The sequence below is a fragment of the Vibrio sp. YIC-376 genome, assembly GCF_052353105.1.
Taxonomy (GTDB): Bacteria; Pseudomonadota; Gammaproteobacteria; order Enterobacterales; family Vibrionaceae; genus Vibrio.
The window spans coordinates 1-19,384 of record NZ_JBBWFK010000008.1; the positions used below are offsets into that span (position 1 = coordinate 1).

The window sequence follows — 19,384 nt, forward strand, 5'->3', positions numbered from 1 at the left end:
TGTAGTGGTTTAATGATCCCGGACACCAAATTAGGTGGTAAAGTCTCCACCATAAATGAGGTGTTCCATGACAAAACGACAACGACGTACATTTTCTGCTGAATTCAAAATGGATGCTGCAAGCTTGGTGCTTGACCAAGGATATTCGGTACCTGAAGCAGCACGCTCCATGGATGTTGGTGAAACAGCTTTACGACGTTGGGTCGACCAACTCAAGATTGAGCGTGGTGGTACAACTCCGGCGGCCAAGGCCCTTACGCCTGAACAACAAAAAATCCAGGAATTAGAAGCCAGAATTAGTCGATTAGAAAGAGAGAAAGCCATACTAAAAAAGGCCACCGCTCTCTTAATGTCGGACGAACTCGAACGTTCTCGTTAATTGATCAGTTAAGGGAGCATGAGTCGGTCAAGATGCTTTGCGAACTGTTCAATGTGGCTTCTTCCTGTTACTACGAGTTTAAACAGAGAAAGCCGGACGCTAATCGCATTCGGCTAGCAAGCCGAATTAAAGAGCTCTTCAACATGAGCCGAGGTGCTGCTGGCAGTCGTGCCCTTGTATCCATGTTACGTTCAGAAAACATCGACATCGGGCGATTTAAGGTGCGGAAGATAATGCAAGAAGCCGGTCTGATGAGCAAACAGCCAGGCTCGCATCGATATAAGCAGGCCAAATCAGAGCGGTTGGATATCCCGAATCTGCTGAAGCGTGAATTCTCTGTGGTTGCTCCAAATCGAGTGTGGTGCGGTGACATTACTTATATCTGGTCAGGTTCTAAGTGGAGTTATCTCGCCGTGGTACTTGACCTCTTTAGCCGGCGCGTCGTGGGTTGGTCTCTATCGGATAAGCCTGATGCTAAATTAGCTTCTAAAGCCCTAGATATGGCCTGGGAGCAAAGGGGGCGGCCTCAGAACGTGATGTTCCATTCAGACCAGGGATGCCAGTACAGCAGTCGTAAGTTTCGTCAAAGACTTTGGCGATATCGCATAACCCAAAGCATGAGTCGTCGAGGTAACTGTTGGGACAACGCTCCAATGGAGAGGCTATTTAGAAGCCTAAAAACTGAATGGGTACCAGCAACGGGTTACTTGACCCAAACTCAAGCGAAGAAAGATATCAGCTACTATTTGATGGACTACTATAATCGGCAACGGCCTCATCAAGCCAATGATGGGCTGTCGCCAGTCAATGCCGAAAATCGGCTTAAATCTGTGTCCGGAATTTGTTGACCACTACAAAATGACTTTAATGCTTGGCTCTTACCTAGCCCATTCTTTCCTATTAAAACGTTTATTCTTTTGGGTATGATGCTTTGATGGTCGTATTTTAAAGGGATTGTATGTTGATTCTTAAACCCGTCTAAAGAAAAATTTAGATCCAACTCTTGTGATATCCCACCAAAGACTTCATCTTGAACACCTGCTAACAAGCTGTCTGCATTATTGAATGCAAAGAACCCTTCGGAATGTCGCATGAACCCTAGTTGGAACACTTCAGACCTTGTTGCAGCATCAACCCATTTATCAGATGAATCCTTATGGAGCACCATGTCGTTAATCGCTTGTAAAACAACTTTTAATTGCACTGAACCCAGAGCTTCAACAACCATCCGATAGTCAGCCATACTGGGTAGCATTGTAAAAAACTGCATACTATCGATATAGGAGTTAAACGCCTCAGGATCTTTTGAAAACCTCTTAGATAAGTTTCTCGACTCCTCATTCATTTCCTTGTGGGTTTTACTGTTTACTTGGTTTGAATCCAAAGACAGAAAGCCAATATAAGTACCAAAGGTAAATGTGCTATCAGTTAGCGTGTTGAATATAGAACAGGTACATTTGATCTTAAATCCAAAGTCATTCCAGTTATCAAATGACGGATAGATCAAAACTTCTCCAGGTAATACTGAAGCCCTCTTTAGACCAAATACTACTCTTAGTTTTTTATCACTTTCCATTTCAGAATATTCAAACTTCACAACCTACCAACAAGATGCATATTATGAATCAAATATACCACCTCAGTAAATATAACTTTTACAATTGGTTAAGAGTGGTAAGCCCCTTAATCCGCAGACTCACACAAAGTATGAGAAAACGTAGGTCAAGCCACCTCACAGAGGTTTGAAATGTTGAGTGTGGTTGGCACGAATTAGACAATTTGGTAAAACTCTATATCCTTAGATACTCCTAAGGTATGAGAAAAAATAGGGCAAAATTACCTCACCGTGGTTTGAAAGGTTGAGCGTCGCTAGCACGAAAAGGGGCAAAGACTTATAAGCTAGTGGCTTGCACATTTACCCACTACTCTAAATAAGTTGTTTCAATTAACCTATAGCCGTAAGGCAGTTAACTAGCTAGCTCATTTCGGGGCAGAGCTTGTCACAGTTACAGCGGACGCAACAACTAAAGAATTGCTTTGAATTGGAAAGCAACTGGTAAGGGTTTCTTACTTGTTGCCAGCACGAAATGGGGCAAGAGCTACCGCTTTAAAAAGCTTGGGCGCTATCTTAAAAAGTATCTCGAAGCCTGAGATTAGTTCCACAAACTTGAATTGCTCCTCTTGAGCACATTTTGCTCTGAGAGGCTATTCGGTGAAGAGCCGAAACAAAAATAAACAAAAATAGTGATTTAAATCACAATTAAGAGTTATTTTCCGCAGTTCCCCTCAATGTTCCCCCCAGGGGTGGCATCAAGAAAAAAGAACTTATAAAACAGCGCTTTATGGTAAAACTGAGAATCCCTCTTAAATGCTTTGTTATAAGCCGTTTTCTACTTGATAGTCGGCTATTAGCCCTACATTTTCTATCGGTGTTGGCATAATATCATCCAATGTATTAATTACTCCGTCTCTTCCATATGACCGAATATGATAGTGATTTTCATCAATAACAACATAGTAATACAGTGTCTCTCCGGAAATACTTACTTCTGCTGCATCGTTTAGAGATACCAAGCTGCCTTGTGGTAAAGAGTTTTGTAAAAGTTCTAATGATGTCGGGTATACACCATTTTGAACTTTGTATAATTCAATAGCTTGTACTGCACTTGTCAATTGTACTTTTACTAACTCAGATCGCAGATCATCGTACACTCCTCCTTCTTGTACAAAACCCAAGTACGCAAGCGTCCCATACAAGATAAAAGTACAACTAATACCGCAAAGACCCACTAATTTCAGCTTTGTACTTTTTGAGTTGAAACCCCAGATAATTGCTACAATTCCAAATACAACGCCAATCAAAGGAATGAACGACATTCCACCAATTACAAATCCAAGACAGCCAGGTCCTTTTTGTTTCTCTGTATTTTCCAATGTTCAATATCCTATGTAGTACTTTAAGGCTTGTAACGCCCAATTAAGGTGTGAAGCACGCGACCACGACACTTAATTTGACCACCGTAATCACTGAACTCAACCCAAACCAAAAATGCCAAGCGTGCTGAATCACTCTTAAATTGTTTGTTATGTTGTTGGTACGGTACACAGAGAATTTTACTTAACCATCATTATCAATTCATTGTTCTTTAAAGTCTCTGCTTTAAAGCCATTTTTCTCTATAAATAGAACACTTACATTTGAGTTGATATCTAAAGACTTTGGAATATCTTTAACATTTAAGTGTTGAAGGTATTTACTATAAAGTTTGTTGTAACTATCAAACTGATGAAACGATATCTGTTCACTACTTGGTCCGTAAGCGATATTTGCAGAACCTTGGACAACCTCACAGTAATCACTAGAAACTCCGCAGTATATTTTTGCATGAGATGCCTGTAATTTTGAAGCATTATCAACACTAGGAACCCCGAGAGCATATTCATTTAAAAAACTGTAATCATGAATTTGATTGCTAAATGCTTTCTTAAAAATGTTAAGTGTGGCTGTGCGGGTTATTATCTTTGATCTATCTGGGTTAAGCTGATTTATTATACTAAACCATGTGTCCAATAATTTTTCTTCTGGTAGATGTTGATAACCAAAGAATGGCGTAATTACATAAACTGAATCAAATAAAAAATCCCAACGGATAAGGCATTTCTTTAATATTTCCATACACTCAGTTTTAGACTTTGTACCATCAATATCATTATCAAGGGCGTCGCCACCAGTTATTGCACCTAACTTAAAGTCCGCTAATTCATAACCACTATGATCGTATTTCTTAAAGAAATAAGTATCATATTCTTTTTGACAAGAACACGTTATAGTGTTTGAAATTATGAATTTATCAGCGAAGTTAGCATAACCCTTAATTACTAAACTCGTATAATTATTCTCTTCTTTTATAACGGCTAAAAAGGACCCTTTTAACTTTATGAAAGCTAGTTCATCCAACCTATCTCCACAGCTACTACACGAATAAATGGGAGTTGTTGTTAAATTATATTCTGGCTTCGGAACATTTAGATTACTTTCGAATTGGATTATTTCTACTAAGTGAGCATGACTAGTAGGTTTAGAAATCTCGTAGTCAACATAATCCTCTTTGCTTGCACCAAGAGTTATATATGACTCCATAGGGTTTATAGTAGGTACTTTCAACTTTTTTTCGCATTTTGAACACTCTGCTATCATTTCTCCTCGATCATTATCAAGAGAGAACTGCACACTGTTATATTCGATTACATTTTTACAGCTAGGGCACTTTCCCCTAAAGACAAACTTTTGATGTGGAATCATAAATACAACCATAATAATTAAATTAAAAGTGAGAGTTGCTTATGCAACATAACGCTTTCTATACGGCTTTTTGCCGTCTTTCAGACGCACTACAGCCGTTTTTCTAACATAAACAAATATGAATACTAGCACTTATCTGTATGAAACATATAGAAACGAGGTATGGATGTGAGTGCTGACACGCGCAATTAGACGGCTAAAAGCAGGTTAATTAACTGTAGGGTGCTAAATTAATCAACCTGTATAAATAACCAGGCCACTACCACCATGAAATCCCAATTTTTACTTAGTGTAAAAGAACATATGATACTGCGTCACTATTCGAATAAAACGATCGAAAGCTACCTATTTTGGATCAAACGTTATATCGTTTTTCATGAGTTTGCTCACCCCTCTAAGTTATCAGAAGACGACGTGGTTCAGTTTCTTGGCCACCTTGCCATTAAAGATAAAGTCGCAGTAAAAACACAAGCTTTAGCACTCAATGCGATAGCCTTTCTATACAGAGATTTTTTCCAAACACCTCTATCGCTAGATATGAGGTTTCAAAAATCACTTACTGAGAGAAAACTCCCAGCCGTTTTAACTCGGGATGAGATCCGCAGATTTATTTTACATATCGATCCGAAATACAAACTACACACACTTCTACTCTATGGTTCTGGGCTTCGGGTGATGGAGTGCTTGAGATTAAGAATTCAGGACATCGATTATGATTATGGCGCTATTCGTGTTTGGCAAGGCAAAGGTGGTAAGAACCGTACAGTGACCTTGGCGAAAGAGCTATACGAACCACTTAAAATACAGATGAATATAGCAAGAAATTATTTTCTTAAAGATCGCCATGTAGCGGGCTATGCTGGTGTTTACATTTCAGAAGGTCTACAACGTAAATACCCTAATGCCCAGTTAGACTTTAATTGGCATTTTCTGTTTCCCTCAACAAAACTAAGTGTTGATCCGGAAACAAGCGAGTTGCGAAGGCACCATATCAACGAAAGTGCAATTCAAAGAGCAGTCAAACGCTCGGCTAAAGACGCGGGTATTGAAAAGTCGGTAACCTGCCACACTCTAAGACACAGCTTTGCGACACATCTGCTAGAATCGGGAGCCGATATAAGAACAGTACAGGAACAGTTAGGGCACTCAGATGTAAAAACCACTCAGATATACACCCATGTTATAGAAAGAGGAGCGAGTGGAGTTCTAAGTCCACTATCAAGCCTATGATAGACAAAAACCACCAAATCGGTGGTTTCAGATTTTATTCGCAGCATGTTACCTAGTTACGTTCGCCCAGCCTAACGTTGCCCTTTGAATCGAACCAAAGTGCTTGTGAACGGCGGCGGCCGATTAGCATAGGGCCATCGTCATAGAATAGGAAGTTCTTCCAATGCTTCTTGAAAATTGACCATTTGGTTTCGATGACGTTGTATTTCTCGTAGCAGAAATAAACGGTCACATCATCTTGCCAATCGATATGTGCTTCCACTTCCGCAGGCATTTCTGGCTCGTCCGATTCCCATGCTGCCATCCAGTCGACAGTATCTGACCAATTGGATTCATTCATCGGCCAATCTTGAGAGCTCAAACGATCCATATCAGGGCTTTGAGCACTGATATTTTCTTTCCAGAACTGAGCGGAACGTGCCTGACTCATCGGCTTTATCTGCACTAAGTCTTCTTCCGGCACTGGCATCGACTGGTGAGTAAAAATCCATTTTCTTTGGTATTCGTCCAAAGGCAAATAAGACATTCAGTCTCCTTTATTACGACTTCAGCCAACCTCTTTCGGTGGCATCTTCAATCATTTCTTTCGCTTTGTCCCACAACGTGACAGAGCCAAGTTCAATTCTTTTATTAATAGTAAGCGCTTGTTCGCGCGTTACGCCATGTTCTTTCCAGCTTTGACCGTTATTATGATAATTCAGAAGCATCGGTATTAAACGGTCGAGCGCTTTTGCATACTTTGCGTCGTCGGTCTGCGCGGCTTCGAATTCGTGCCACAACGCTAAAAGTTCTGTACCTTGCTCACTTGGCAACATACCGAATAAACGCTCTGCGGCTTTGATTTCTTTCTCTGCCTGCTCTTTAGAAGCGGCGGTATCATAAACAAAGGTGTCGCCCGCGTCGATCTCGACAACATCGTGGATCAACAACATTTTCATGACACGGCTAATATCGACAGGGGCATTCGCATGCTCTTCCATTAACACGGCCATTAAAGCAACGTGCCAGCTGTGCTCTCCACTGTTTTCCAGACGGCCATCCGCGCTTTTAATCCGAGTACGACGAAGGACACTTTTTAACTGATCCAGCTCTATCAATAACTTTAGCTGTTTTTCTAATCTGTCCATATCATCATGCCCTCGGTTGCCAGTTAGGTTTAGTCAGAGACATTAAGATATGATCTCGCCACTCTCCGTCTATCAAAAGATAGTCCTTCGCGTAGCCTTCTTTGTTAAATCCGACGTACTCCAGGACCGCTTCACTGCGTTTATTGTGCGGCATGTACCCTGCCTGAATACGATGCATGTTTTGCACATCAAACATGTATTCACAAGCCATTTTTAAGCCGCGACGCATGTACCCATTACCTTGCGCTGTTTGAGCAAGAGAATAACCAACACTGCATGAGTGGAATGGGAAGCGTACCAGACCGCTGAATGAAATCGTGCCTAACATACGCTGGGTTCGAGTATCGATGAGAAGGCAATAATAACCTAGCCCCTGACGATGGAGTTCATTGAGTTTGATAAGCTTTTGTAGCCAACCAGTTACAGTAAAAAAGCCCTCTTCACGTGTTGGCTCAAACGGCTTTAAGTACTCGCGATTCACCTGAAAGTATTCGGCGATCATATCTGCGTCAGCGATTTCAGCCGTGCGTAGAAGTAAGTCGCCGTCCAACTTGTGAACGGCGATGGATGAGCTTTTATCTTCCATTACAAATGACAATTCCGTTTTCCTTAGCTCCGTCTTAGTTCTTACGAATCCCGTAGTCACGCAATTTATTGGCAATCGATGTATGAGAAACATTCAGACGCTTTGCCAGCTTGCGGCTTGATGGGAATGATTGATACAAACGCTCAAGCACTTGTGACTCGTAATCACGCATGATCTCATCAAGTGAACCATCTATATTAATCGTCGTACTACCGCCTACCGATTGTGGCTGAGGTAAATTGAAGTGTTCAGCCTGTAGCAAATGGCCATCCATTTCAGTCAGTGCGCGCAGTACCATGTTGTCAAGCTGACGCATGTTACCCGGCCACTGGTAATTAGCTAAGGCATCCACCAGACCTTCGTCCAGTTCTGGCTTGTCGATACCTAATTTCTGCGAGTGCTTAGTAACAAACAGATCTAGCAGTGGGGCGACGTCATTAGAACGCTTACGCAGAGGAGGAATGCTCAACGTCAGCACGTTGAGGCGATAGTACAAATCTTCACGGAACTGGCCCGCTTCTGAGAGCTCAGCAAGATTGTGTTTGGTAGACGCAATAATGCGCACGTCAACGTGCATTTCATCTTCTGCGCCAACACGACGGAAATTACCATCTTGAAGGAAACGCAGTAGCTTGATTTGCAAGTGTGAGCTCATCTCACCGATTTCATCAAGAAATACGGTGCCGCCGTTCGCTTGCTCAAAAATACCCTTGTGCCCTTGCTCGTGATTAAATGACCCCGGAGCATGACCAAACAGCTCTGTCTCAGCAACATCATCAGGCATAGACGCACAACTCAATACCAAGAAAGGCTTACTCGCTCGCCCAGAACGGCTATGGCATGCTTTTGCCAGCATTTCTTTACCTGTGCCTGTTTCACCTTCAATTAGTAACGGCTGATCAAGAACGGACAACTTCTTGGCCTGATTCATCAGCGCCTTATGACGGTTAGATAAGCCGACAAAATGCTCAAAGCCAAGCGGATTATGCAGTGGCACGGTCTCTTCAATTTTTGAAACTTGCTGACTGGAGCGAATCGTGATTAACGTACTCGCTAATGTCGAGTTTTGCGCTTCATCTTTAATATAAACCGGCATTAACTCAAGAATGTAATCCAAGCCATCAATGACCAGATTTTCACGCGTTCTGGCGTTCACGCCTTCTGCCCAGCGGGAAAAGCGCATACTTGGTAGCAGCGTGCCAATTTGAGTGCCGATAACTTCTTGCTTATGCAAACCCAGCAAAGACAAAGCTGACATGTTTGCCATATCCACTGCGCCTTTCAGGTCGATAGCGAAGACTGGATCTGGCAAGTTATCCACCAATGAAAGAAGCTCTGTATTGTGGCGTTCCATTGGCATAAATTGAATTTTACGTACGTCTTTAACCCCCGAAATACGACGGATTTCGGCCATTAATTCACTAAAGGTATCAAAATCAATATCTGGGCAATTCAAGTAAATAATGCCACTGATATCGATCTCGATACCGCGCAAATCGATACTCTTAGACGCTAAAATATCGAGCAGCTCTCGGGTAAGACCGAGTCTATCTTCACATAAGACTTCAAGACGCACTGAAAATATCCCAATTAACAAACTGTCAGGAAAAGTTGACAGTAGTTTCTATCAACCTTGTTATGGCGTCAAGCAATCCTATCTTTCAAAGGTGATATTAGTTACGGTTTCATCGTGATTGATGCAACTTTAGCCGCTACAGCTTTGCGAATCGTACCCAGTTTGACTTGACGATCAGGATACCAAGGTAATGGCCGCAGCAGAGCCATGGCTTTCAAGCCCAAACGCGCAGTAAGAATACCGACACCAAGCCCCTGCCCAGCTCGCGCTGAGATCTTGCCCGCGAGATCCATCGACATCAAATCCATACCCGCATCGATGGCTAATTCGCTGGCACCAGCAGCAGCCATGTTCACAAATACTGCTTTCAGTAATTTAAGCCTCGACGCATAGCCCAACTCGACGCCATAGACTTTCGATAGGTTGTCGATCATTTTGAAATTACGCCACGCTACCAACATCATATCTGCAGCAGCAAGTGGGCTCACTGCCACCAATGCAGCACACTCGGTAGCATGCTGAGACACCACTTTAGTCGCGAGTTTGTCTTGCTGACTGACCACCATCGAGTCGTACATATCCAGAATTTCAGCGTCGCTGTGCGCTGGATTTACACTGTTTTTCCAACGGTCAAAGCCCGGATTTTCAGCCAACACCCCACTTTGTTCGGCCACTTTTTCACAAAATGCCTTACCCTTACCAACGCTGTCACTGTTAACAAGCAACTCGCTTTCTTCCTGAATGCTGAAGTGATTTCTTAGTTTACGCAGCTTCAATAACTCTTTACCAATCGCCCCCAAACCGAACGATGCGATTGTTGTGATAAAACCGACCCAGCCTAACGCTAGCCAGTCGGATGTTTGTACTGCAGTAACGAGCGAATCCACGGCCTGCCAACCAACAAGACCAGAAAACGTAGCCAGCATACCGGTCGCTAACCATTTACGGCTGGGTTTAGGTCGAATCACATGCTCAAGTTGTAACTCCTGCTCCGTTTCTGGCGGCTCTTCTTGTACCGCAACGGGCACAAAGGTTTCTTTATCAGTAAAGGCTTGTTGCGCGGTTAAATCTTCAAATTCCGTATCCTGTTCTTTCTCTAAAACCTTGTCGGAGAAAACTTGCTTTGGTTTGAATTCACTCATTTCAGCTTATCTCCGATCAGGTAATCCAGTGCTTTGTCTAAACGTATGTGTTTCATCGGCTCATCACTGGCGGACGGCATCGGGCGGAAAGAGGTAAAATCAAAACCGCTGTTTTGCCAGTATGCAGCATTAGGTAATTTCTTTGGTACCTCACCAGGGAACATCGTCATCGGTTCGCCCTCGAGCGTTGTCCCTTGCAGTGCCGGAATGGTCTTCTCACCAGAAGTAATAAACCCAGGCGTTGTAGCCTGAATCGATGCGATGCTCATACAGCTCATCTCGATATTCTCATACGCGGCCGTTTGCCATGCGGGATGCACCATCTGCTGCAGCAAAGAGACCAGATTCGAGTGTTGTTCTGGCGTAACATGATCCGCTTTGGTTGCAGCAAAGAGGACTTTGTCGATCTTTGGCGAGAAAAGTCGACGAATAAAACTGCTCCGTCCGTAGCGAAAGCTATGCATGATTTGCTCTAACGCCTGGCGCATATCGTAAAATGCCTCATCGCCGGCATTTAAAGGCTGTAAGCAGTCCACCAGCACGATCTGGCGATCAAAGGTCGCAAAGTGATGCTTATAAAACGCCTTCACCACTTTTTGCTGATATTCACGAAAACGGGTTTCCAGCATGGCTAAGTTACTGCCTTTAACTGGCTTAACATCCGCGTCAATACAACACGGGAAAAACTGCAGAACTGGCGCTCCGGCTAACTCACCCGGCAGAACAAAACGTCCCGGTTGTACCCAATGCAGACCTGACTCTTTACAAGCGTGAAGGTATTCTGTGTACGCATGTGCAACACTTTCGAGCTGCTTTTCATTCACACTTTCATTAAGGTCGAGGTTTTCCAGTTCTGTTAACCACAAATTTGCTAACTCACTGCGCTGGCCTTTTAGTGCATTAAACTGTGTTTGTGACCATGTCGCGAAATCCATATCCAACAGGGGTAAATCTAGAAGCCACTCGCCCGGATAATCGATAATATCCACGTTAAGCACCGCGGTTTTGCTCAATAACTTTTTGGTGGTTTTGTTAGGCTTATACTTAAGCGCCAAACGAATTTCACTCACATCTCGCGTCGGTACTGGCCATGCTGGCGGCGTTGCATGAATTTGATTTATTGCTTCATCATAAGCGAAACGCGGAACCATCATATTCGATTGCGGTTCCCGCTTGGCTCCAATAAGACGTTTATCTCTGGCTGCAGACAGTAATGGCAGATTGTCGTGTGTCGCCGTATAAAGCAGTTGATTAACCAGAGAAGTAATAAAAGCGGTTTTACCCGCTCGGGATAAGCCAGTAACGGCAATTCGGACATTAGAATCCATGCCACGGCTGATAAAGTCATTCACTTCTTTTGTTATTCTTTTCATGCTTTTTATTTATCTCATTAGTAAACGACAAAGGTATGAGTCTAATTTTACATACATTAATCCAAGATGAACAAAGTACTCTCAGCAAAAAGCACTGCCAAAAAACACAAAAGCCCCTGAGTATTCTCAGAGGCTTCGGTGTTCTAACTATCAATCAAACGATTTAAGCCTAAGCGGTCTAATCTTCTTCAATCAGTTTGTAGATAACGAATAGAGCAACCTCTAGAACTACCCACAATACACACGTAATCGTGACGTATTTTTCATCAAAGATACTGATACCGTGAAGAATCAAGTCATAGCCAACAAAGCCACCCACCACAACAGCAAGAATAATTTGTAGAATTTGAATAAAACGAGGCATGCCGTCTCCCAATTATTATTGTTCGCATAACGTCTGTTGCTATGCCCAAAGGTTTATATACCCTAGTATATAGACAAAAAGTGCAGTTTTCGCTGCACTTTTGTCAATTGTTTGCTAGGTAAATCAGCACCTTGTCACATTCTCATGGCTGAGACGTTCTTAAAGTGCCGTTTATATTAAGCTTCCATCTCTTGAATTTTCACTTTCCAAGTGTCAGGACCAATCTGGTGAGCATTCACACCGTTAGAGTCTACCGCAACAGTCACTGGCATGTCTTCTACTTCAAATTCGTAGATCGCTTCCATACCCAGATCTTCAAACGCTACCACGCGCGCTTTTTTGATTGCCTTAGCAACCAGATAAGCTGCTCCGCCAACCGCCATTAGATAAACCGCTTTGTGCTTCTTGATAGATTCTACCGTCGCAGGACCACGTTCCGCTTTACCGATCATGCCCATAATGCCTGTTTCATCAAGCATCATATCCGTGAACTTATCCATACGTGTTGACGTTGTTGGACCAGCAGGACCAACGGCTTCATCACCCACCGCGTCTACTGGGCCTACGTAGTAGATAAATTTACCTTTGAAATCGACTCCTTCAGGTAACCCCTCACCATTTTGCAACATCGTCTGGATGCGTTTGTGTGCCGCATCGCGACCAGTAAGAATCTTACCAGAAAGAAGAATTGTCTCGCCTGTCTTCCACTGCTCGACATCTGCTTGTGTCACTTCGTCTAAGTTAACACGACGGGCATTCGCGCCCGCTTCCCAGGTGATATCGGGCCACTCTTCAAGCTTAGGCGGCGTTAAGTCTGCCGGACCGGAGCCATCTAGCGTGAAGTGTACGTGACGAGTCGCTGCACAGTTCGGGATCAAACATACTGGCTTAGACGCAGCGTGCGTTGGCGCTGTTTTGATCTTAACGTCAACTACCGTAGTCAGGCCGCCAAGACCTTGCGCACCGATACCAAGTTTGTTCACGCGATTGAAGATATCAAGACGAAGCTCTTCTTCTGCGTTTTGTGGGCCGCGATCGATAAGTTCTTGAATATCGATATGTTCCATTAGCGATTCTTTTGCCAGTACCGCTGCTTTTTCAGCCGTACCGCCAATACCAATGCCAAGCATGCCCGGTGGACACCAACCAGCGCCCATTGTTGGTAGTGTTTTTTCTACCCATTCAGCAATATCGTCAGATGGATTTAACATCACCATCTTAGTTTTGTTTTCACTACCGCCGCCTTTTGCCGCGATCTGAATTTCAACTTTATCCCCCGGTACCATATTGATATGTACTACCGCTGGCGTGTTGTCTTTGGTGTTAATACGTTTACCAGCAGGATCCATCAGAACCGAGGCACGCAATGGGTTATCTGGATTCGTGTATGCTTGTCGAACGCCTTCATCTACCATTTGCTGAACAGTCATGTCCGTTGAGTCCCACTGAACACCCATGCCGATGTTGACAAAACAAGTCACGATACCTGTGTCCTGACAGATTGGGCGATGGCCTTCTGCTGACATACGGGAGTTAATTAAAATCTGCGCAATCGCGTCTTTCGCGGCTTGGCTCTGTTCGCGGTGGTAGGCTTTTTCAAGGGCTTGAACAAAGTCTAGCGGGTGGTAGTAAGAAATGTACTGTAGCGCATCAGCAACACTGCTGATGACATCCTGCTTGCGAATTACCGTCATTACATGCCTCGTTATAGTTATGCTTCCATTACTGGCTTGGCTTCAATCGTGTCTGTTGAGCTAATTGCTCTCTTGAGCTTCATTTTTTATAAACACATTTTATAAACCGATGTCGAATGGCTGATATCGACATACGAGTTACTGAAGTCGCCTTCTTGTATAGTAAAACTTCCTCAGGACCCTTTGTATAGAGGAAGTTTGGCTATACGGTGGAATATGATACTCTTGCTGCCCATGACATGCCATGCAGTGAACGATCTCTTTGTCACAAATTACACAAATGAACAACATGGATAATCAATTCATTGATTTTAAAGCGTTGGAATACGCACCAGACATAGCTCTTCGCCTTTTTTCTCGTATTCAGCACCAGCCATGGGCGATGTTGCTGCGCTCCGCATCTGAGACCCATATCGACAGCCGATTTGATATTCTCGTAGCGAATCCCGTAGCGACGATAGAAACTATTGCCGATAACACACACATTAAAACGCCTTCAGACGATTATGTATCGAATGAGGACCCGTTTGCCCTGCTCGACCAATTGCAACAGCAATGGCTACCGAGTGTAAACCTAAGCTCAGAATGGGACTTACCGTTTGTTGGCGGCGCACTGGGTTACTTTAGCTACGATTTAGGTCGCCGCGTTGAAACCATGCCGGAACTTGCCGAAAAAGATCTGCAGACAGCGGATATGGCTGTTGGCCTGTACGAGTGGGCGTTCGTTGTCGATCACAAGCTCAAAAAAGCGTGTATGGTTGGACAAAACATTGTGCAAGCCTGGGATTGGCTCAATAAACAAACGGAAGTGCAAGACACTGAGTTTAGTTTGACCGGGCCTTGGAAATCAAACATGACTGAACAGTCGTATGCCTCCCGCTTTGATAGCGTGCAGGAATACCTGTTAAGCGGTGATTGCTACCAGATCAACTTAGCCCAGCGTTTTAATGCGCCATATACCGGCAGCGAATGGCAAGCCTACCTAAAGCTGGAATCGGCCAACCAAGCGCCTTTTTCTGCGTTTATTCGTATGCCTGAGTCTTCAATTTTAAGCATCTCGCCAGAACGCTTTCTGGAACTAAAAGACCGGGGCATCGAGACCAAACCGATCAAAGGTACGCGCCCTCGCAGCCTCGATGCAGAGCAAGATCAAGCAAATGCACATGATTTGCAAACTGCAGAGAAAGATCAGGCTGAAAACTTGATGATTGTAGACCTGCTTCGTAATGACATTGGCCGCGTCGCATCACCGGGTAGCGTTCATGTTCCAAAGCTGTTCGATATTGAAAGCTTCCCGGCCGTTCATCATTTGGTAAGCACGATTCGAGCGGATTTGGACGAACAATACTCCCCAGCGGATTTATTGCGTGCGTGCTTCCCTGGTGGTTCAATCACTGGCGCACCAAAAGTGCGTGCCATGCAGATCATTGAAGAGTTAGAACCACACCGACGCAGTGCTTACTGTGGCAGTATTGGCTATATTTCGCGTCATGGCCGCATGGATACCAGTATCACCATTCGTACTCTGGTCGCAGAAAAAGGCAACCTCTATGCGTGGGCTGGTGGTGGTGTAGTCGCAGACAGTGAGTGTGCGGCCGAGTATCAGGAGACACTGGATAAACTATCGAAAATTCTACCGGCATTACAGTAACGACATCGGTACTCTTCAAACCATATCTCAACGCCTCCGCAATTTGGGGGCGTTTTTGCATTAGCGTTCTTACCCTAACGTCTGATTTACTCCCGGTGACTATCGGTATAATCTCAAAGAGACGTTTAGCGAGATGGCCGAGCCTCTCTATAATTATCAATAGGTGTTAGACAAAAGGACGCAATTTGGTCATCGACAAAACAAAATTACTGCAAAACTTTCAGTTGCAGTTACCTACCGGTTACCACCAGGAGTCACTTGCCCGCTTGAACTTTTTAAAAGGAAAGCCTTTGCGTGACGCTGCGGTATTGATAGGTTTTGTCGAACGTCCACAAGGACTACAGGTTATTTTGACTAAAAGAGCGGAGCACTTGCGCCATCATCCGGGGCAGATCAGCTTCCCCGGCGGCAAATTTGAACCTGAAGACATTCATCTGGTGAATACCGCGCTTCGTGAGACTCAAGAAGAAGTCGGCATCGAAAAACAATACATAAACATATTCGGTCAATTACCTAAACTGCCTACCATTAGCCGTTTTAATGTCACCCCTTTTCTGGCATTTGTGTCCCCAGATTACAAAACTCAAATTGATCCCAATGAAGTAGAGTATGTCTTCGAAGTTCCGGCCAATCATATTTTGAATCCGGATAAACTCTACAGTACGAAGTTCGAACTTAAGCAGACCAGTCATCGTGTGTTCGCTATCCCATACGGCCAACATTTCATTTGGGGCATGACCGCTCAAATCATTGAGTCGATGCAAAAGCACATCATTTCTAAGTAACACAGTGCCAGATTTGGCACATCGCCTTAGCTCTCTGCTCAGTAAAGCAACACTTCTTAACTAACCGTTCACATTAGCTTAATTTATTATTTTCAACGTAAGCGATTGCGTTGATAAAAATATATACAAACAATCCTATCAATTAGATTTTCTAATTCGAGACATTAGCAATAATCACTAGTAGCACATCATTTTCGTGATAAAAAACAGGTTTTTGACATATTGTTCAATAAGCCCAAGAAATACATGACCTAGATCTAATTTTATCAATGCAAAATTTTGCAAAATTGCACCCGACTTATTTCCTGTTCCCAAAATGAGTAAACAAAAAATGAATTCAGTTAATTCAGCGGTTACTACCGCACAATCGTCTAGTAAGTTTTCTTACAAAGACTTCACCTGGTGTCTGTCCCTGTTCGGTACAGCAGTAGGTGCAGGTGTACTATTCCTACCAATTAAAGCTGGTGCGGGTGGTTTCTGGCCATTAGTAATCCTAGCCCTAATTGCAGCACCAATGACTTGGTTTGCACACAAATCTCTGGCTCGCTTCGTTCTTTCAGCGAAGCACCCAGAAGCTGACATCACTGACACAGTAGAAGAGCACTTCGGTAAAACTGGCGCTAACCTTATTACTTTCGCTTACTTTTTCGCTATTTACCCTATCGTACTTATCTACGGTGTCGGCATTACAAACACGGTTGACTCATTCTTAGTGAACCAAATGGGCATGGAATCAATTCCTCGCTGGCTACTATCTGGTGCTCTTATTGCAGCAATGACAGCTGGCGTGGTATTTGGTAAAGAGCTAATGCTGAAAGCAACTTCAGCAATGGTTTACCCTCTGGTTTTCATCCTGCTAGCACTGTCTTTCTACCTAATTCCTGAATGGAATACATCAATGATGGAAGTCGCTCCAAACTGGGGTGAAATGCCGACTATCGTTTGGCTGGCAATTCCAATCATCGTATTCTCATTCAACCACAGCCCTATCATTTCTCAGTTCTCTAAAGAACAACGTCGCGTGTACGGTGAAAATGCAGTGAAGAAGACTGACGGTATCACTGGCGGCGCAGCAATGATGCTAATGGGCTTCGTTATGTTCTTCGTGTTCTCTGTAGTGCTTTCTCTGTCTCCAGAGCAACTAGCAACTGCACAGTCACAAAACATCTCTGTACTTTCTTACCTAGCGAACGTTCACGAGTCTCCACTGATCTCTTACTTAGGTCCACTGGTTGCGTTTGCAGCGATCACTTCTAGCTACTTCGGTCACTTCCTAGGTGCGCACGAAGGTCTGGTAGGTTTGGTCAAGTCTCGTTCTAACAGTAGCGTAAGCAAAATTGAAAAGACGTCTCTAATCTTCATCGTAGTAACCACTTGGATCGTTGCTATCGTGAACCCAAGTATCCTCGGCATGATTGAAACAATGGGTGCGCCAATGATTGCGGCAATCCTATTCCTGATGCCAGTTTTCGCTATGCAGAAAGTGCCAGCAATGGCGAAGTACAAAACTTCAGCACCTGTGCAAATTTTCACAGCAATCTGTGGTCTTGCAGCCATTAGTTCTGTAATCTACGGCGCTCTTTAATCACAGCTTAAAATCAAGCGTGATTAATTCAAAAATATAACGATAAAAATTAAGCCTCCCAGTACCCACTCGGGAGGCTTTCTTCTGAGGTAATCGATATGATTAGTGTTTTTGATATCTATAAAATCGGTGTTGGTCCTTCAAGCTCACACACTGTAGGCCCAATGAAAGCGGGTAAAGAGTTTATTGATGATCTTCGCGCAATGGGAAAATTACGCGACATCACTAAAATCACCGTTGACGTTTATGGATCGCTATCACTGACAGGGAAAGGTCACCACACGGATATTGCTATCATCATGGGTCTTGCGGGCAACACCCCTGAGAAAGTAGATATCGATTCTATTCCGGGCTTTATTGCTCGCGTAGAAGAAACTGAGCGTCTTCCTGTTGGCATGCACTGTCATACAGTATCTTTTCCTCGTGAAGGAGGGATGAATTTCCACAAGACTAACCTTGAACTTCACGAGAACGGTATGCAAATCCACGCTTGGATTGACGATGAAAAAGCATACTCAAAAACTTATTACTCTATCGGTGGTGGTTTTATCGTTGATGAGGAAAACTTCGGTAAAGAAATAGAGAACCCAATTAAGGTTCCTTACGAATTCATCTCAGCTGAAGAGCTTGTAAATCAATGTCGTGACAGTGGGCTTTCTGTTAGCGCATTGGTAATGAAGAACGAGAAAGCACTTCATTCTGACGAGGAAACTCGTACTTACTTTGCGAACATCTGGCGCACCATGCGCGAGTGTATGGATCGCGGCATGAATGAAGAAGGTATTCTACCGGGTCCATTGCGTGTGCCTCGTCGTGCAGCGGCACTTCGTCAGCAACTACTTACTTCAGAGAAAACCACCAACGACCCTATGTCTGTGGTTGACTGGGTAAACATGTTTGCTTTCGCAGTGAACGAAGAAAACGCAGCAGGTGGCCGTGTAGTTACAGCACCAACAAACGGTGCGTGTGGCATCATCCCTGCAGTACTGGCTTACTACGACAAGTTTATTCAAACCGTAACAGAGAAAGACTACATCCGTTACTTTGCAGCTTCTGGTGCAATCGGTGGTCTTTACAAACGCAACGCATCTATCTCTGGCGCTGAAGTTGGCTGTCAGGGCGAAGTTGGTGTGGCGTGTTCGATGGCAGCCGCGGGTCTTGCAGAGCTGATGGGTGGTAGCCCTGAACAAGTTTGTATGGCGGCGGAAATCGCAATGGAACATAACCTTGGTCTGACATGTGACCCTGTTGCAGGTCAGGTACAAGTGCCATGTATCGAGCGTAATGGTATCGCAGCAGTGAAAGCGATCAACTCAACTCGTATGGCGCTGCGCCGTTCGTCAGCTCCTACTGTATCTCTGGATAAGGTTATCGAAACCATGCTGGAGACAGGTAAGGACATGAACGCGAAATACCGCGAAACCTCACAAGGTGGCCTGGCCGTTAAAGTTATCTGCTAATCCCGATTCTATGTCTATCAAGCCTGAGCTAACTGCTCGGGCTTTTTTGTATTTGAGTCTTCTTTGTTTTTGATAGGTCAGATACAACAAAGGCAAGCGCTAGGCTTGCCTTTGTTCTCAACACTTGTCG

17 protein-coding genes are annotated in these 19,384 nt (G+C 44.0%); 6 read left to right on the forward strand and 11 right to left on the reverse strand.

Annotated features, from left to right (window positions below; genetic code table 11):
- Window positions 1–67 precede the first annotated feature (67 nt).
- A protein-coding gene (locus WJM94_RS15605) for an IS3 family transposase (protein WP_444492974.1) occupies window positions 68–1,227 on the forward strand; the annotation gives its coding sequence in 2 pieces (ribosomal slippage) (window positions 68–326 and window positions 326–1,227; 1,161 coding nt in all).
- On the opposite strand, the gene WJM94_RS15610 is transcribed toward WJM94_RS15605, so the two are convergent.
- From WJM94_RS15610 to WJM94_RS15620, 3 genes are all read right to left on the reverse strand, one after another.
- On the reverse strand, window positions 1,158–1,976 hold the full coding sequence (locus WJM94_RS15610; protein WP_444495120.1) for a hypothetical protein: 819 nt from the start codon (window positions 1,974–1,976) through the stop codon (window positions 1,158–1,160). The two genes, WJM94_RS15605 and WJM94_RS15610, sit on opposite strands and share 70 nt — an antisense overlap.
- A gap of 779 nt (window positions 1,977–2,755) precedes the next feature.
- Entirely contained in the window at window positions 2,756–3,313 is a 558-nt protein-coding gene (locus WJM94_RS15615) for a hypothetical protein (protein WP_444495121.1), read from the reverse strand.
- Between the two features lie 180 nt (window positions 3,314–3,493).
- Entirely contained in the window at window positions 3,494–4,681 is a 1,188-nt protein-coding gene (locus tag WJM94_RS15620) for a hypothetical protein (protein WP_444495122.1), read from the reverse strand.
- Between the two features lie 267 nt (window positions 4,682–4,948).
- Between WJM94_RS15620 and WJM94_RS15625 the strand changes: the two genes are divergently transcribed.
- Window positions 4,949–5,911: an integron integrase gene (locus WJM94_RS15625; protein ID WP_444495123.1), complete on the forward strand. Its 963-nt coding sequence runs from the start codon at window positions 4,949–4,951 to the stop codon at window positions 5,909–5,911.
- 52 nt (window positions 5,912–5,963) lie between these two features.
- On the opposite strand, the gene WJM94_RS15630 is transcribed toward WJM94_RS15625, so the two are convergent.
- From WJM94_RS15630 to WJM94_RS15665, 8 genes are all read right to left on the reverse strand, one after another.
- Entirely contained in the window at window positions 5,964–6,437 is a 474-nt protein-coding gene (locus tag WJM94_RS15630; protein WP_444495124.1) for a DUF2947 domain-containing protein, read from the reverse strand.
- A 13-nt stretch (window positions 6,438–6,450) separates the two neighbouring features.
- Complete coding sequence (locus WJM94_RS15635; RefSeq protein ID WP_444495125.1) at window positions 6,451–7,038, reverse strand: HD domain-containing protein; 588 nt, start codon at window positions 7,036–7,038, stop codon at window positions 6,451–6,453.
- 4 nt (window positions 7,039–7,042) lie between these two features.
- On the reverse strand, window positions 7,043–7,624 hold the full coding sequence (rimJ, locus tag WJM94_RS15640; protein WP_444495353.1) for a ribosomal protein S5-alanine N-acetyltransferase: 582 nt from the start codon (window positions 7,622–7,624) through the stop codon (window positions 7,043–7,045).
- Between the two features lie 34 nt (window positions 7,625–7,658).
- A complete protein-coding gene (gene tyrR / locus WJM94_RS15645) occupies window positions 7,659–9,200 on the reverse strand; it encodes a transcriptional regulator TyrR (RefSeq protein WP_444495126.1) in 1,542 nt (513 codons plus the stop codon).
- A gap of 101 nt (window positions 9,201–9,301) precedes the next feature.
- Entirely contained in the window at window positions 9,302–10,342 is a 1,041-nt protein-coding gene (locus WJM94_RS15650; RefSeq protein WP_444495127.1) for a YcjF family protein, read from the reverse strand.
- Window positions 10,339–11,715, reverse strand: coding sequence for a YcjX family protein (locus tag WJM94_RS15655; protein ID WP_444495128.1), 1,377 nt, complete (start codon window positions 11,713–11,715; stop codon window positions 10,339–10,341). Before WJM94_RS15655 ends, WJM94_RS15650 begins: the two co-directional genes overlap by 4 nt.
- 178 nt (window positions 11,716–11,893) lie before the next feature.
- Window positions 11,894–12,079 (reverse strand): hypothetical protein, encoded by a 186-nt coding sequence (locus WJM94_RS15660; RefSeq protein WP_014232347.1) that lies wholly within the window; start codon window positions 12,077–12,079, stop codon window positions 11,894–11,896.
- A 176-nt stretch (window positions 12,080–12,255) separates the two neighbouring features.
- Window positions 12,256–13,773 (reverse strand): fumarate hydratase, encoded by a 1,518-nt coding sequence (locus WJM94_RS15665; protein WP_444495129.1) that lies wholly within the window; start codon window positions 13,771–13,773, stop codon window positions 12,256–12,258.
- A 289-nt stretch (window positions 13,774–14,062) separates the two neighbouring features.
- Here WJM94_RS15665 and pabB point away from each other — a divergent pair, with 289 nt between their 5' ends.
- The 4 genes from pabB (at window position 14,063) to WJM94_RS15685 (ending at window position 19,254) form a co-directional block, all read left to right on the forward strand.
- Entirely contained in the window at window positions 14,063–15,424 is a 1,362-nt protein-coding gene (gene pabB / locus WJM94_RS15670; RefSeq protein WP_444495130.1) for an aminodeoxychorismate synthase component I, read from the forward strand.
- A gap of 185 nt (window positions 15,425–15,609) precedes the next feature.
- Window positions 15,610–16,209: a CoA pyrophosphatase gene (locus tag WJM94_RS15675; protein ID WP_444495131.1), complete on the forward strand. Its 600-nt coding sequence runs from the start codon at window positions 15,610–15,612 to the stop codon at window positions 16,207–16,209.
- A 331-nt stretch (window positions 16,210–16,540) separates the two neighbouring features.
- Entirely contained in the window at window positions 16,541–17,794 is a 1,254-nt protein-coding gene (locus WJM94_RS15680) for an aromatic amino acid transport family protein (RefSeq protein WP_444495132.1), read from the forward strand.
- Window positions 17,795–17,892: 98 nt separating this feature from the next.
- Window positions 17,893–19,254, forward strand: a complete 1,362-nt coding sequence (locus WJM94_RS15685; RefSeq protein ID WP_444495133.1) for an L-serine ammonia-lyase — start codon at window positions 17,893–17,895, stop codon at window positions 19,252–19,254.
- Window positions 19,255–19,384: the final 130 nt, after the last annotated feature.

Bases quoted from the DNA above. Each gene is read 5' to 3' on its own strand.
- WJM94_RS15620 (WP_444495122.1), bottom strand. From the start codon at position 4,681: ATGATTCCACATCAAAAGTTTGTCTTTAGGGGAAAGTGCCCTAGCTGT.
- WJM94_RS15625 (WP_444495123.1), top strand. From the start codon at position 4,949: ATGAAATCCCAATTTTTACTTAGTGTAAAAGAACATATGATACTGCGT.
- WJM94_RS15630 (WP_444495124.1), bottom strand. From the start codon at position 6,437: ATGTCTTATTTGCCTTTGGACGAATACCAAAGAAAATGGATTTTTACT.
- WJM94_RS15635 (WP_444495125.1), bottom strand. From the start codon at position 7,038: ATGGACAGATTAGAAAAACAGCTAAAGTTATTGATAGAGCTGGATCAG.
- rimJ (WP_444495353.1), bottom strand. From the start codon at position 7,624: ATGGAAGATAAAAGCTCATCCATCGCCGTTCACAAGTTGGACGGCGAC.
- WJM94_RS15650 (WP_444495127.1), bottom strand. From the start codon at position 10,342: ATGAGTGAATTCAAACCAAAGCAAGTTTTCTCCGACAAGGTTTTAGAG.
- WJM94_RS15655 (WP_444495128.1), bottom strand. From the start codon at position 11,715: ATGAAAAGAATAACAAAAGAAGTGAATGACTTTATCAGCCGTGGCATG.
- WJM94_RS15660 (WP_014232347.1), bottom strand. From the start codon at position 12,079: ATGCCTCGTTTTATTCAAATTCTACAAATTATTCTTGCTGTTGTGGTG.
- WJM94_RS15665 (WP_444495129.1), bottom strand. From the start codon at position 13,773: ATGACGGTAATTCGCAAGCAGGATGTCATCAGCAGTGTTGCTGATGCG.
- pabB (WP_444495130.1), top strand. From the start codon at position 14,063: ATGGATAATCAATTCATTGATTTTAAAGCGTTGGAATACGCACCAGAC.
- WJM94_RS15680 (WP_444495132.1), top strand. From the start codon at position 16,541: ATGAATTCAGTTAATTCAGCGGTTACTACCGCACAATCGTCTAGTAAG.
- WJM94_RS15685 (WP_444495133.1), top strand. From the start codon at position 17,893: ATGATTAGTGTTTTTGATATCTATAAAATCGGTGTTGGTCCTTCAAGC.